The 14,603-nt window shown below is 48.4% G+C and carries 12 protein-coding genes and 1 pseudogene; 4 read left to right on the forward strand and 9 right to left on the reverse strand.

Going from position 1 to position 14,603, the window contains the following annotated elements; translation table 11 throughout:
* Position 1 precedes the first annotated feature (1 nt).
* On the reverse strand, positions 2-559 hold the full coding sequence (locus FCN78_RS07830; protein ID WP_077599959.1) for a GNAT family N-acetyltransferase: 558 nt from the start codon (positions 557-559) through the stop codon (positions 2-4).
* A gap of 464 nt (positions 560-1,023) precedes the next feature.
* Here FCN78_RS07830 and FCN78_RS07835 point away from each other — a divergent pair, with 464 nt between their 5' ends.
* From FCN78_RS07835 to FCN78_RS07845, 3 genes are all read left to right on the forward strand, one after another.
* Positions 1,024-2,688 (forward strand): mechanosensitive ion channel domain-containing protein, encoded by a 1,665-nt coding sequence (locus tag FCN78_RS07835; protein WP_077658783.1) that lies wholly within the window; start codon positions 1,024-1,026, stop codon positions 2,686-2,688.
* A gap of 177 nt (positions 2,689-2,865) precedes the next feature.
* Positions 2,866-3,966 (forward strand): efflux RND transporter periplasmic adaptor subunit, encoded by a 1,101-nt coding sequence (locus tag FCN78_RS07840; RefSeq protein WP_077521558.1) that lies wholly within the window; start codon positions 2,866-2,868, stop codon positions 3,964-3,966.
* Positions 3,966-7,025 carry an efflux RND transporter permease subunit gene (locus FCN78_RS07845; protein ID WP_077658757.1) on the forward strand — a complete coding sequence of 1,020 codons (3,060 nt, stop codon included), beginning with the start codon at positions 3,966-3,968 and terminating at the stop codon, positions 7,023-7,025. The genes FCN78_RS07840 and FCN78_RS07845 overlap by 1 nt, the downstream gene beginning before the upstream one ends.
* Before the next feature lie 70 nt (positions 7,026-7,095).
* Here the strand turns inward: FCN78_RS07845 and FCN78_RS07850 are convergent, their stop codons facing one another.
* From FCN78_RS07850 to FCN78_RS16010, 5 genes and pseudogenes are all read right to left on the reverse strand, one after another.
* Positions 7,096-8,604, reverse strand: a complete 1,509-nt coding sequence (locus FCN78_RS07850) for a phospholipase D family protein (protein WP_077658758.1) — start codon at positions 8,602-8,604, stop codon at positions 7,096-7,098.
* Positions 8,605-8,731: 127 nt separating this feature from the next.
* A complete protein-coding gene (locus FCN78_RS07855) occupies positions 8,732-9,307 on the reverse strand; it encodes a DJ-1/PfpI family protein (protein ID WP_077658759.1) in 576 nt (191 codons plus the stop codon).
* Positions 9,308-9,343: 36 nt separating this feature from the next.
* Entirely contained in the window at positions 9,344-9,841 is a 498-nt protein-coding gene (def, locus tag FCN78_RS07860; protein WP_077658760.1) for a peptide deformylase, read from the reverse strand.
* A 122-nt stretch (positions 9,842-9,963) separates the two neighbouring features.
* On the reverse strand, positions 9,964-11,169 hold the full coding sequence (locus tag FCN78_RS07865; RefSeq protein WP_077658761.1) for an MFS transporter: 1,206 nt from the start codon (positions 11,167-11,169) through the stop codon (positions 9,964-9,966).
* 88 nt (positions 11,170-11,257) lie between these two features.
* Positions 11,258-11,356 (reverse strand): annotated as a pseudogene (locus tag FCN78_RS16010) (cytidine deaminase); the annotation flags it as partial.
* A 114-nt stretch (positions 11,357-11,470) separates the two neighbouring features.
* Here FCN78_RS16010 and FCN78_RS07875 point away from each other — a divergent pair.
* Positions 11,471-11,854, forward strand: a complete 384-nt coding sequence (locus FCN78_RS07875) for a hypothetical protein (RefSeq protein ID WP_077487148.1) — start codon at positions 11,471-11,473, stop codon at positions 11,852-11,854.
* 105 nt (positions 11,855-11,959) lie between these two features.
* On the opposite strand, the gene yegD is transcribed toward FCN78_RS07875, so the two are convergent.
* The 3 genes from yegD to FCN78_RS07890 form a co-directional block, all read right to left on the reverse strand.
* Complete coding sequence (gene yegD / locus FCN78_RS07880; RefSeq protein WP_077658762.1) at positions 11,960-13,312, reverse strand: molecular chaperone; 1,353 nt, start codon at positions 13,310-13,312, stop codon at positions 11,960-11,962.
* Positions 13,313-13,439: 127 nt separating this feature from the next.
* The gene (locus FCN78_RS07885) at positions 13,440-13,856 is read right to left on the reverse strand and encodes a GFA family protein (RefSeq protein WP_077658763.1); all 417 of its coding nucleotides are present in this window, start codon (positions 13,854-13,856) and stop codon (positions 13,440-13,442) included.
* A gap of 87 nt (positions 13,857-13,943) precedes the next feature.
* Complete coding sequence (locus tag FCN78_RS07890) at positions 13,944-14,456, reverse strand: methylated-DNA--[protein]-cysteine S-methyltransferase (RefSeq protein WP_077658764.1); 513 nt, start codon at positions 14,454-14,456, stop codon at positions 13,944-13,946.
* Positions 14,457-14,603: the final 147 nt, after the last annotated feature.

Raw genomic sequence — 14,603 nt, forward strand, 5'->3', positions numbered from 1 at the left:
ACTACCGTGGTGATGCCCTCACGTCTAAATCGCGATAGAGCACCAAGCAGTGGTAATCTCGTCCTTCATCTTGCTCGGGTTCAAAATGGGAAATACGACAGAACCCTTGCTGATACCAGAATCGAAACGCGCGAATGTTTTCGGCGTAAACATTCACACCCATGCGTCGATAATCCCCATAAGCTTGCACGGTGTCAATCACGCTCGCAACCGCTTCGCTGCCATAGCCATGCTTTTGATATCGTGGAGAAATAGTGAGCATGGGCAGCCAAACACTCTGTGCATCGGGCGCATTGAGCGAGATTTGTAAGTAGCCAATATCTTTACCGTCATGAGTCTGAATGCGACGAAGATAAAAGGCGTCTTCCACATCAGGGGCCTTTTTCTCCGCACTATCCGCTATCAGTGCTTGATAGGTCGACAACGACCAAGGTTTAAACGTGGGATCTTGATATTGCAGATGCTGATTTTGCTCAAACAGCGCTTTAACGCGCTTTGCATCACTGTATTCAAACGCACTAAAACACAAACGCTTGGAGCGCCATGTGGCTGGGAACATGTTCAATTCCTCTCAATTCAATCCTATGACTGCCATTAATCATGAGCCGATAGCGCCTATTTATGATTGGTATCAGCGCAATTAATCATACACATCCTAACTCGCATCGCACATATTGAGATCGTGTTAAAAAAGCAACCTCACATGATTCACTAAACCATCGTTCTCATTGTCCGTTGGTAGACGCCAGAACAAGCGACGCGAAACAGCCAATATCACGCATGCGATACACAAGCGATAAACCAACGCATCGTAAAAAACAATGCGTCACAAAAATTGCGAACGAGATAGGCAGTCAAAGCTAAACTCGCTACGCTATTAAATCTCAGGGGGTAGGGTTCGCTCAGGCGTTAGGTTGCCGCCATCGATGCCCATCACAATCGCCAACAGGCAAGAGGCAGAGGAAAAAAAACGTGAATTGGATAAAAACTTTATCGCATCGCCGTCAACGCGTGAATACGGTTATGTTAGTGATGGTAACTACCCTTCTGTTTCTTCCGTTGACCTATGCCGACCAAGCGCCGGCGCCTGCCGAGTCAAACGTCACGTCGAGTGAAAAAACATCATTGGCGCATCAAATAAAGCGCACCAAACAATACATTCAGACCCTTGTAGAAAGCCTTGAACAGGCAAAAGGCGATGACAAAGACGCGATTCAATTGCAGCTATTTTCCAAAAATCAAGAGCTAAGAGAGCTGCTCGCCAACGCCATTAATCAACAAAGCTTAGATAACCCGCAGTTGGTTCAACTGGTCACGGCGCAACGGCGGTATACCCAAGATGCGTATCAGTACATCACGGCTCGTCTCAATACCCTCAATGAGAAAATCACGCAAGCCAGCCCAGAGCAACGCTTACCACTCATTAATGAGTATGCGGAGTTACAGCAATACCTCAGTACGGTCTTTGAGGCGAGTTGGGAAAATATACGCTGGCTCGAGCAGCTCGACCAGCCTTCTCAGGAACCACGAAACACCTTAGAGCAACGTCTTAACCAACGTTTACGGCTCCTTTCTGCATCTATAGAATATTTGCGCCAGCAAGACACGGCGCAAGAAAAACAAATCAAATCGAGTCCTGACTCCGAAAAACCCGCGTTACAGCTGACACAGTTAAACACCCAACAACGACTGACTATCGCCACTGATGGCTTAAAGCGCACCTATCAACTCGCCGATGAATTGGGGATAGAAACCGCAGAATACAAACGCCAGCTATTTGGCGTCACCGGCAACATCACCCAAGATATTCTGGATGTGGATGTTGCGTATTCGATCCTCTCTCATTGGTCGGAAAATGCCCTGAACTGGGCAGAAGACAATGCGCCACAGTTGGTTTTTCAGCTCATTATTTTTGTGCTGATTTTGTTGGTAGCAAAACTGTTGGCGAGACTCACCCGTTCCGTAGTGAAATCCGCGGTCGCCAATAAAAACTTTAAGTTCTCGCAGTTGATGCAAGACTTTTTCGTCTCGATGTCTGGCAAAGCCGTGTGGGTAATTGGGATCTTGGTCGGTCTCTCGCAGATCGGGGTCAATCTTACTCCGGTACTCACTGGCTTTGGTATCGCTGGGGTCATTATCGGCTTTGCGCTGCAAGATACGCTATCAAACTTTGCTGCGGGGATGATGCTACTGATCTATCGTCCCTTCGATGTGGGTGATTTTGTCTACGCCGGTGGCGTGGATGGCAAAGTAGGCAATATGAGCTTGGTGAATACCACGATTCGCACGTTTGATAATCAAATTATCATTGTGCCGAACAGCAAAATTTGGGGCGACGTGATTAAAAACGTCACCCGAGAGCGGATTCGGCGGGTGGATATGGTGTTCAGTATTGGCTACAAAGATGACCTTCTCAGAGCAGAAGCCGTGCTCACCGAAATTGTCCAATCACATCCTGCGGTACTTCGTACACCAGAGCCCATGATCAAAGTACATGTTCTGAATACCTCCTCGGTGGACTTTATTGTTCGACCATGGGTAAAAACCGATGATTATTGGGACGTCTACTGGGATGTCACCAAAACGGTCAAATTGCGCTTTGATGAAGAAGGCATCTCAATTCCATTCCCGCAACAAGACGTCCATCTGAATTGGGTCTCGACAGCGCCAGAGGCTCGGTCAGATTGAGCCACCTCTCTAACAATCATGACGGTTCCGTCATTCAAACGAGCCGTCATTCGTTCGTGATTTTCATCACATAAATAACGTACGTTTTTGATAAATATAACTTATACTGACATCGCGGCGCTGATGCTGTTTCATACCACTACAACCAGTCAATTACCTTCGAGGAGTCCCTGCGTCATGCTAGATTCAAAGCTTGGGTTTACCCTGCGAAACGTCCTCACCGTGGCGGCCTGTGTCGCTATGCTCAATTCACTTACTGCGTGTAGTGAAGCGCCGCAACAACAAGACACAAAAACTGCGCCGCGTCCAGCACTCGTCGAAATCACACAAGCGCAGTCAAGTGCAAACCTTAGCTTTAATGGTATCGTCAGAGCATCAGAGCGCGCAGAACTTGCTTTTGAGGTCGGTGGACGTTTAACGTCGCTTCAAGTGGAAGAAGGAGACGCTATCACTCAAGGACAGCTGCTTGCCTCATTAGATCAGGAGGATGCGCAAACCGCGCTCGATTCCGCAAACATCGAGCTTAACGATGCCAATATCGAGTACAAGCGCGCCAAAGCGATTTTTGAGAAGAGCCAAGCCATCTCCCAAGCGGATCTCGAGAAAATCAAATCACGGCGTGACCTCGCGCAAAACCGTGTCGACGAAGCAAAGCGCGCCCTAGCGAATACGCAGCTGCGCTCACCGTTTGATGGCATCGTCGCGCGACAACATGTCGACAATTTCAGCCAGCTGCAAGCGAATGAACCTGTCCTCACCGTTCAAAATATCGATAACTTAGAAGCGGAAATTCACGTGCCACACCGCGTAGTAATTTCTGGTGATCAGCGCACCCGCGCCATTGGCATTCTCTCGGCTATTCCTAATAAACAATTCCCTTTGGTGTTAAAAACGTTCGCCTCCGAGCCTGATCCCGTGTCACAAACGTATCCAGTGGTCTTATCGTTTACCGATTTGAAGGGTGAGCGCATTCTGCCAGGCATGTCACTAAAAGTGATGCCTGCAATACCAACCAGTAGTAAGGATGCAAACCCATTAATCACATTACCGCTTACTGCAGTGGTGCCTGATAATCAGGGAGGACAGTTCGTTTGGGTGGTAAACAAAGACAACATCACCGAGAAACGCGCCATCAATATCGGCGAACTAAATAAAAGTCGCATCGTGGTCACTGGTAATCTATCTGTGGGTGAAAAAGTCATTATTGCAGGAGTATCCAGTGTGAAACCAGGCATGGAAGTCCGTCCCTATACGGAAGAGAATCACGGAGCGTTATAATGGATATTGCACGCTATACGATCGCTAAGCGCTTCAGTGTTTGGGTACTCATTGCGCTTGTTTTGCTGGGCGGTTATATCAGCTACCTGAAATTAGGGCGGTTTGAGGACCCAGAATTTGTTATTCGCCAAGCGGTCATTATTACCCCCTACCCTGGCGCTACCGCGCAAGAAGTGTCCGATGAGGTGACAGACGTCATCGAGGGCGCGGTTCAGTCGATGCAGGAACTGAAGCAGGTCAAGTCTGTCTCGCTTCAAGGACGCTCCGAAGTCACCGTCGAAATTAAGCTTTCTTTCTCAAAGACCGCCGCAGAGTTACAACAAGTCTGGGACAAAATGCGCCGCAAAGTTGTGGATGCTCAACGTCAACTTCCGCCCGGAGCCGGCTCGTCCATCGTTAATGACGACTTTTCTGACGTCTACTCATTATTTTTTGCCGTCACTGGCGAAGGCTTTAGTGATAAACAACTTCAAGATTATGTCGACACCTTAAAACGAAACCTCGTGCTCGTGCCTGGCGTGGCGAAAACGGCGACCTTAGCCGACAAGGATGAAACCATCTTTATCGAGATAGCGGGCGATAGCCTATCGAAATTTGGTGTATCCGCTCAAAATGTTTTCCAAACACTGCAAAAGCAAAACTTGGTCACCGTTGCCGGAAACATCGACGCCCAAGACATGCGAGTGCCGGTGATCCCTCGCGCAGATATTGGTTCCGTCCAAGATCTTAAAAACGTGCAAGTGTCCGTAGGTGACAATAATACCGTATTAACGCTCGGTGATATTGCAACGATTACACGCGGCTATCAAACACCGCCGTCCATGCTAATGCGCTATAACGGTCAGCGCGCCATTGGCTTTGGTATTTCAAACGTCAGCGGTGGTAATGTTGTCGAGATGGGAGATGCGGTTAAAGCCCGCTTAGCGGAGTTAGATAGCCAGCGCCCCCTAGGGATGGAGCTGCATACCATTTCGATGCAATCAGACTCAGTACGTGATTCCGTCGCCAACTTTATCGATAATTTAATTGCCGCTGTCGCGATCGTTTTTATCGTGCTTTTGCTGTTTATGGGGATCCGCTCCGGCATCATTATCGGTTTTGTCTTGTTGCTAACGGTTGCCGGTACGCTCTGCATTATGTATATCGACGATATTGCCATGCAACGCATCTCACTCGGGGCGCTGATTATTGCGTTAGGCATGCTGGTTGATAATGCCATTGTCGTGACCGATGGTGTCCTCGTCCGATTGCAACAAGACACAGAAACTGACAAGAAAACCATTGTGTCAGACGTCGTCAATAGCACGAAGTGGCCACTTCTCGGTGGCACGGTTGTGGGTATATTCGCGTTTAGCGCAATCGGCCTATCTCCGTCTGATATGGGAGAATACGCCGGCTCTCTGTTCTGGGTTATCTTGTATTCAATGTTACTCAGCTGGCTATTTGCGGTTACAATCACGCCACTACTCTGTCACGACTTCCTGAAAACCAAGCCTGTTGCTCCCTCGCAAGCACCCGGACGCATTGTAACCGCTTACAAAGCGCTGCTCGCTTGGGTTCTCGCGCATCGCGCCCTGACCAGTGTGATTTTAGCCGGAACCTTAGCCCTCGCCCTGTGGGGAACTCAGTTTATTCCCCCTGGCTTCATGCCAGAGTCACAACGCCCGCAATTTGTGGTAGATGTCTATCTTCCGCAAGGCTCAGACATTCGGCGGACAGAATCGGTTGTTGCGAGTATTGAGCAAGATGTCCAAGCCAAACCCGGCGTAACCAATATCACCAGCTTTATTGGCGGTGGCGGACTCCGGTTTATGCTGACCTACTCGCCGGAGCCCCGCAACCCGAGTTATGGACAACTGCTGATTGATATTGATGACTACACCAAGATTGCCCCGCTACTCAGCGAGCTTCAAACTGAGCTTGATAGTAAATATCCAGACGCATCCATCAAGGTGTGGAAGTTTATGTTGGGCCGTGGTGGCGGTAAAAAAATTGAAGCCGGATTTAGTGGTCCTGACAGTGCCGTATTACGCCAGTTAGCAGAACAAGCAAAAGCCATTATGCTGAATGATGCGGATTTAATCGCAGTCCAAGATGACTGGCGCCAGCAAGTGCCCGTTTTACGTCCCCAGTATGCGACAACACAAGCGCAACGCTACGGGCTAACCGTACAAGAGATCAGTGAGGCCATTGCGCAAACATTGACGGGACAACGCGTCGGCGTTTATCGAGAGGGGAATGATTTAATTCCTATCGTCGTGCGTGCGCCAGAAAGCGAACGCCAACAGATCCGCGCCATCGAAAACACCGAGGTGTATAGCCGCCAAGCTGGAGAATATGTGCCTGTCAGCCAGCTCATCACCTCGATTGATGTGGAGTATCAAGATGCATTGTTGCGTCGGATTGACCGTATGCCAACCATTCTTGTGCAAGCAGACCCTGCCCCTGGTGTCCTCACCGCTGACGCATTTGACACGCTTCGCGGCAAAATCGAAGACATTAAGTTACCTGCAGGTTACAACCTGACCTGGTACGGTGAATATAAGGCCTCCAACGATGCCAATGAGGGGCTTGCAGTGTCTGCGCCTTATGGGTTTGCCGCCATGATTCTCGCCGTGGTGTTTATGTTTAATGCATTGCGCCAGCCTCTGGTGATTTGGATGACGGCGCCGTTGGCGATTATCGGCGTCACAGTCGGGCTGATTGTCTTTCAAACACCATTTGAGTTTATGGCAATACTCGGCTTCTTAAGTTTGATTGGGATGATGGTTAAAAATGCCATCGTACTCGTCGATCAAGCCGATTTAGAGCGACAGAATGGTAAAGCGCCCTACGAAGCGATCATTGAAGCAGCATTAAGTCGAGCCCGCCCTGTGCTGCTCGGAGCCCTGACTACGATTCTCGGGGTCGCCCCATTATTGATTGATCCCTTCTTCAAAAGCATGGCGGTGACCATTATGTTTGGTCTCTTATTCGCCACCATTTTGACACTGGTCGTGGTGCCTTTATTTTATGCCATATTATTCCGTGTTCGTCTTCCTGACACGGTAACTCGCTAGTAAAAAGCCGCCCGCCTTACATCAAGGCGGGCGGCTGAATCCACTTTACATTGGAACCCTTTAGGTTCAACTATAACCAACCTTCAATCGGCAACCAGCCACTCAGCCAAGCGCCCATTGATCGCATCTTTCCAACATCAGGATCACTCTGGAAGCGCTCTCCGGTTTGATGGTCAATCCAGATCAAATCTTCGTCCTCGAGTCTCAGCTCATAAGCACTCACCATAAGCCCTGTGCGAAGCTCTCTTAATGCTTGCCTGACATAATCAGGATGCGTTACCACCACACCCATTTCCGTGTTTAAGTCCGCAGAGCGCGGATCGAGGTTCATCGATCCGACAAAGAGTTTCTGGTGGTCTAGAAGCATTAACTTGGCATGCAAGCTTGCGCGGCTACTCCCTGCGACGCTCCATTGCGATTTTTGTTTGATAAACGGCTGGCTTTTCATTTCCCAAAGGTGCACGCCACCTTTAACCAACGCATGGCGATATTTGGCATACCAGCCATGCACCGCAAAAACATCATTAGACGCTAAGGAGTTGGTTAAAATCGTAATGTCTTTGCCTTTTTTAACCGCATTGATCAACGCTTGCGTTCCCGTATCTGTCGGCACGAAGTAAGGTGACACCAGAACCATATCGCTTTCGACACCTTGAAGTAGCTCAACGATTCCCGTGGTCATATCACTTTCATTCAACGTGATTTTTTCCGGTTTATCGTACATCAGCCTAATTGGCCCCCACCTCATCGGCAGTTGATGATTTTTTAACGACTCATAGAGTGCCAGCGAGTGAAAATTATAGTTTTCGCGTGTAAATTGGTGCTCAATATTGGCTTCTTTACGCCACTGTTCTATATCCTCACGACTCGGTGACCTGTCACTGCGCAAGATGTCTGACATCGGGTGAGCATAATCACTGTTCCAGTAATCATCGAATTGCTTTTGCGTTTGAGACACTACATCGCCATAAAGCATAAGGTCAAAGTCGCTGAACTCCACCGATGATTGATAAGAAAAGTACTCATTGCCGATATTACGCCCACCGACAATCGAAAAAACACCATCAGCAGAGAGAGACTTGTTATGCATGCGCCGATTTAACCGCTTTCCATCGGTTAACCATGAAAGCACACGCGAGATACGATACTGATGTGGATTAAAAAGTCTCACTTCAATATTCGGATGCGCGTCAAGGTAGGCCAAACTGCTATCGTCACGACTTTGCATATCGTCAAGCAATACTCGAACTCTTACACCGCGCTCTGCCGCCTCATAAAGTCGCCATATAATCAGTTGACTCGTTTCGTCACTGCGAAAAATATAGTACTGAACATCCAAGGATTGAGATGCCGACTCTATCATTGCTAAGCGAGCTAACAACGCATCACGACCGGTTTTTAAAGGGAGAAAGCCAGCATAGTCAGGAGGGATATTTGTTGGGCGAGCCACATAGTCGCGAAGGGAAGACTCCGAATAAAACCCCAAGAAATGTGAAGGCAGTTTATTATCCGAATTCGCAATCGACTGGCACCCTGTCAATAGAAGCAAGAGACCAATAAGGATAGTTAGCTGTTTCATTCTCTCCTCAACGGTTATCAACAAATAACATCACAGCGATGCATTTATTTTCCTTTCGCTTCAAGCTTAGAACACTGGCCTCGTTTATGTAGATATTGCTCAAGGGAAAAGGCAATAGACTCTTTTGCTATCGATCGTTTATCGAATAATCCATTTGCTTGGCCACGCGCTGGGCTAAGTCTTCGCTGTGCAGATCAGCCACCAGCTGCAAACTCATATCAATACCCGCAGATATGCCCGCGGAGGTAAGATATTTTCCATCCCTCACCCAGCGCTTACCTGATACCACGCTTAATGGCGGATAAGCACGGCTGAGGTCGTCCATATCTTCCCAATGTGTGATCACTTTTCGACCATCGAGTAATCCAGCCTCTGCCAGTATGAACGCCCCCGTACAGACAGAAGCCGTGCATTGGGTGATCGCATCTTGTTGCTTCACCCAATCGATCACCGACGGGTTAGTGACTTGCTCATGGTGAACGCCGCCGACAACCAGCAGCACATCCAGTGTGGGATGATTGGCGAGATGATAATCCGGCACGATACGCAAACCGCCGCGCGCGAGCAAAGGTGAGTCTTGTTCAGCAATCAGTCCAACCTGCCAACTGTCCGCGCCCAAACGTTTTGCGGTGCTAAACACTTCAAAAGGTCCGGCAAAATCGAGCACCTCTGCGTGCTCATACACATAAATACCAATATTCATCGTTTGTCCTTACATCCATGTAAGTTTAAGATTTTACTAAGCGTTCTGTTTTAAATACTTCTTCACCTTTTTTAACGCCATTTGTCGTTTTAATGGCGAGAGATAATCGATAAAAAGGTTTCCAGATAAGTGGTCGATTTCATGCTGCATAACAATGGCAAGAAAATCATCGCGCTCTATCGTGATCGATTGACCATTGCGATCAAGGGCCGACACCACAACAGACGAGTATCGCTCGACATCTGCATAATAGCCGGGCACGGATAAACAACCCTCCTGCCCCATGGCTTTGTCAACGCCAGATACAACCACCGGATTAATGAGCACTAAAGGGTCATCCCGGCGTTCAGAAATATCGATGACGACAATCGCCTCTTTACGACCCACTTGCGTGGCAGCCAATCCAATACCGTTGTCAGTGGTATATAACGTCTCAAGCATATCATCAATCAACGTCTGTACGGCGGTAATATCCGTGACTGGCTCTGCTTTTATGGCCAGCCTTGGATCTGGCGCGGTAATGATTTCTAACATACGGGCTATCTATTTCCCAGGTTAAGGGTGATGAGGAATAAACTTATCAAAGCGGCTCTCCATATTAACCTACCTTTAACCGCATGGATGATGAGTCAGCGTGAGTCACAAAGCCACCAATCTTATGACGACGTGGCTGCGAGGCGTGTTTTCTCTCGCACCGATAAAAAAAGCATACCGATGCTGGCACACATCGCCATAGCGATAACAAGCGACCAAGTCACCGAATAACCGAACGTGTCGATGACATAGCCAATCAATACAAAGCTTGGCATCAGCAACAAACTACGCAACGTGATCAATACCCCTTGAATACGACCGCGATGGCTCGCCGGTGAGTTGTTGGCAAGATATACGCCTTCTTTGGTCAGGACCAACACCTCACCAGCGGAAAGAAAAAACCACGCTAAAAAGTGAACGGGGATCGTGGGTGCCAACATCACAAGACCATACCCCAGCACAAATAAGAGTCCTGCATAGGCCAACCCCATCGTCTCAGTATGTCCAGACGTGACGCGGAGCAATAGCGGCGTGATGATCACCACCAACACGCACGCATATGTCATCAATTGACCAAAACGCACGGGCCCTTCTTGGCCAAATAAATGACTCAAATAAAGCGGGCTGGCCATTGTCATTTGGTTCAAAGCAAACCAAAGCATGCCGCAAAGTAAAGTGAACGCAATGAGATAAGGACGTGATTTAAGCACCGACCAGACACTGCCTTCTACCGCACGCTCAAGGTCCGAGTCAGACTCGGGGACGGCTTGCTCGGTCACATTAACCAAAAAGGCCACCACAAGAATACCCACCAAGACGGCGAGTCCGTTACCAAAGAAAATCCATTCAGTGTGCTGCCAAAACAAATAGCCCGCTAAGATGGGGCCAATCGCTGAACCTAAGTTATAGGCAAGGTAACTAAGCGACATCACCGCATCGCGATTGCCTGCGTGAGATAAATCGGCCACCAATGCATTACTGGCCGGCAACGCCACACCAATAAAAAAGTACGCAGCGAATAATAACACCGGCACCATCACCGGGGCATCGGGGGCAAACCCACATATCAGCAGCAAGATAGCACCGACACATTCCCCCGCCACCATAGTGTTTTTATGGCCTACCCAATCAGAAAGCTTGCCACCAATAAAACTCCCCAGCAGGTACAAGCCAGTAATACTCATCGCCAATGAACCCGCCAGCGACGCGGAGTAGCCGAGCTTATCGGTAAACAACAACACGAGGAAAGGAATAATAAAGTTGCCCATCCCTAGGATCATGCGGGCCAGTGCAACGTAGTAAATATTGCGGTGCAATCCTTTATACATCGCCACCGCAGAAAGAATCTTGTTGATTGTCGTAATAATTAAACGTCCATGTTAAAAAATCAGCACATAATGTACATGATTGATCAATTTATAAAAACTCGTCATTCACTAACGACCAATGGTGCGGCATGAGCTCGCGCACAGTTTTAAAAACTAGCTGGTTATCTGGCGTAGAAGTCGCGGCTTTTGCGCGATTATCGTGCCCAAAAGAGGTAAATACGTGGCTTGGACCTTTCTGTTTTTCGAAAAAATAAAATCCCTAATATGGTGGCTACGTTTCGACCTCTCCAGAGACACTTCGATGGATGATAACGCTCGGCAACTGCTTAACCACCTATGCCACGGCTATGACCAATTAGCCCAACGTCACCAGACGCGCGCTTTTCCAGAGCTCTCCACCGCGATCAAGCACCCACTCGGCTATTGTCTGATTCACTGTCCGATCGGTAGTCAGCGATTATCGATTGTTTCGCTACAATTTACCCCCAGCGTTCGCGGCCAAGGGGTGCTGACGGCGTTTATCGACTACATTCAAGCGCATCCGCATCACTACCGCGGCATTGAAGTTGCCACCATTCAAAATCAAAGCTTAGCGAAACGGCTACTGGCTCTGGGTTGGCGATATAAGTCTGCCCTAACCAAGCTATTTCGCGCCAACACCCCCACCTTGGTGCATGATTTCTAATCAAAATACGGAAGTTTTCGCTAAGGTGGGTTCCTATTATTAGCAACGTCTTATCATTCCCAATGTATTACAAGTAAGCGTCAAACCCGGGTCGTAAAGCGACGGTTACTTAAAGCAGACTTCCGCCCAACGCGCTAAGCCCGCGGTGACTGAGCCAAAGTAGTCGCCACTCACCACAGGAATGTTCGGCAACTCTGCTTGTACAGCTTCACGTAAAAAGGGCGAGCGTGCCGAGCCACCTGTCATAAAAATCACGTCAGGCTTTACACCGGCCTGAGCGACCACATCGTGCACTAAGGTGATCATCTTACGTTTGGGCGCTTCAATCGCATCAATCATGTTATCGCGCGATACATCAAGGTCCACGCGCTCGGAGAAGAGTTGAATACCCGCTCGGTAAGCGGCTTGATCTGACAACGCAATCTTTGCCTCTTCCGCACGACGGACAATGTTGTGACCCAGTGATTCGTGATACACCTCAAGCAAACGGGCCAGTTTATGTGGCTCTTGCGCTTGCTTGTGCAGCCCTTTGAGCACCGCCAAATTTTCAAATGCATAGAAATCGTTTTGCGCTTGTACGTTGTTAATCGCGATAGGGTTAGAAAACTGCGTAATCGGCATCTCAATGCCAGATTCCATCTTGCTCCCCATCCCAAACGGGAACATCATTTGTTTGAATGCCAATGCAATATCTAGATCATTGCCGCCAATACGCTGGCCTTTGTGCGCTAACAAACTTGCACTGCGATCGCTATTACCGCGCCATGATGGCCCCATCTCAATCAACGAACAGTCTGTGGTCCCCCCACCGATATCGACCACGAGAACGATTTGGTCTTCGCTCAATGTGGCTTCATAGTCCAGGCCGGCAGCGACTGGCTCAAACTGAAATTCAACCTGTTTAAAGCCCGCCCGCTTAGCCGCATTGAGCAAAATACCCTCGGCTTGGCGGTTTGCCGTCTCGCCTCCACGGCCTTGAAAATTGATCGGTCGACCAATCACCGCATCATGAATACTCTGTTGAGTTTGGTGTTCGGCTTGCGTTTTGATGTTATCCATCATTGCGCATACGAGGTCTTCAAAAAAGCGAAGCTGAGCATCACGCAAACCTGACGCACCAAGGAAAGATTTAGGCGATTTCACGTAGTACATATCGCGCGGATCATCGAGATACCGGTCGAGCGCCGCTTGACCAAACGCCATGTCCTCCGCCTCAAGTTCAATGCTTTCCTCTCGGTTTACATGGATGGTGCGGCGCAACATCTGCTCGCCAATCGTATCTAGCGGCTTGATGCCCCGATGACGAAACAGATACTCAGACACAGATTCGCGCGTAGGTGCGGCAAGGGAGGAAGGAATAAACGTGCTGTCCCCTTCTAGACGTAACAGCGTCGGCTGACCGTTTTCAATCTTCGCCACCGAACAATTGGCTGTACCATAGTCAAAGCCGATATACATAAATGCCTCTCACCGCAGAAAAAGTCGGCAATGCTACCTCAACCGTCGCGGGATTTCTAACATCAGTACGACCAAGCCAGTCCGGCTATCTGGGCCAGTGCCCCGCTACCCTCCTTGTAAATCTGAATTACACCTTGTCGGCAAAATAGGCCATGATTTCTGCAGTAGTCATTTCCTTCGTTTGGTTGGAAAAGCAATAGTAACTGGGGCGCATGTCACTGAAATACTGCATCTCCATTTCTAGGCCTTCAAGATCAGGGAACAAGCCTACCGGCATATTGTACTCACCAGTTTCTTTAAATTTATAAAACAAATGTGTGCCACACTCAGTACAAAAACCACGTGACGCCCACGACGATGATGGGTACATTTTTATCTTGTCATTACCCTCAAAGGTGACTTGTGTTCCACACTTCACCGCAAAAAATGGCGCACCACCCCAGCCGCGACATGATTGGCAGTGACAAACTGTGAAGTTGGGGTTTACATTTTCAGCGGTGATTTTTACTGCACCACATAGGCAGCTTGCTTCAGAATAAGCCATTGACATATTTCCTTAATCATTGATTTTGATCACATACCGCCAGGATTTTCGCTCTCAGCTCCGCTCTCATACGCCCCTACTCTATCCTTAAATGAATAAGTTCTGCTCTAATTCTAAAAGGCGCTTTTTCAGTGACAAGCCGCCACCGTAGCCAATAAGCTCCCCTTGGGTGCCGATAACCCTATGACAAGGAATGATAATCGCCAAGGCATTTGCCCCGTTAGCATTGCCAACCGCGCGTACTGCGGCTTCATTACCAATCGATACTGCCAGCTCTTGGTACGTCACCCTGTCACCATATTGAATGTTGCTTAATGCACTCCATACCGACCGTTGAAAATCGGTACCCGCCAAAAGTAAAGGCAAATCGAAAACTTGTCGCTCACCCAAAAAATATTCCTCGAGTTGAGCTTGAGTAGCCTCTAAAACATCGTCGCTCTTTTCTACAAACTCAGCGTTAAGAATCCGTTTAATGCGCTCATCAACGGCACTTCTCATTTTGCGATACCGGAAGTCACACAAGCAAAGCTTACCTTGATACGAACCAAGGATAAATTCGGCATAAGGATGTTTATAATACTGGATATTTATTGTGTTCATTGTGTCTCTTATAAATTATTTATCCATACCAATATGGATACTTGTCTTATCTGTTTTAACTTATAGGTTAATTACCCCTAAGCACTTCCAAAAGTCTCATACCATCGCTTTTACAGCCACTGTAATCACCAAAACTCACTGCAAACC

This window comes from Salinivibrio kushneri (genome assembly GCF_005280275.1).
GTDB lineage: Bacteria > Pseudomonadota > Gammaproteobacteria > Enterobacterales > Vibrionaceae > Salinivibrio > Salinivibrio kushneri.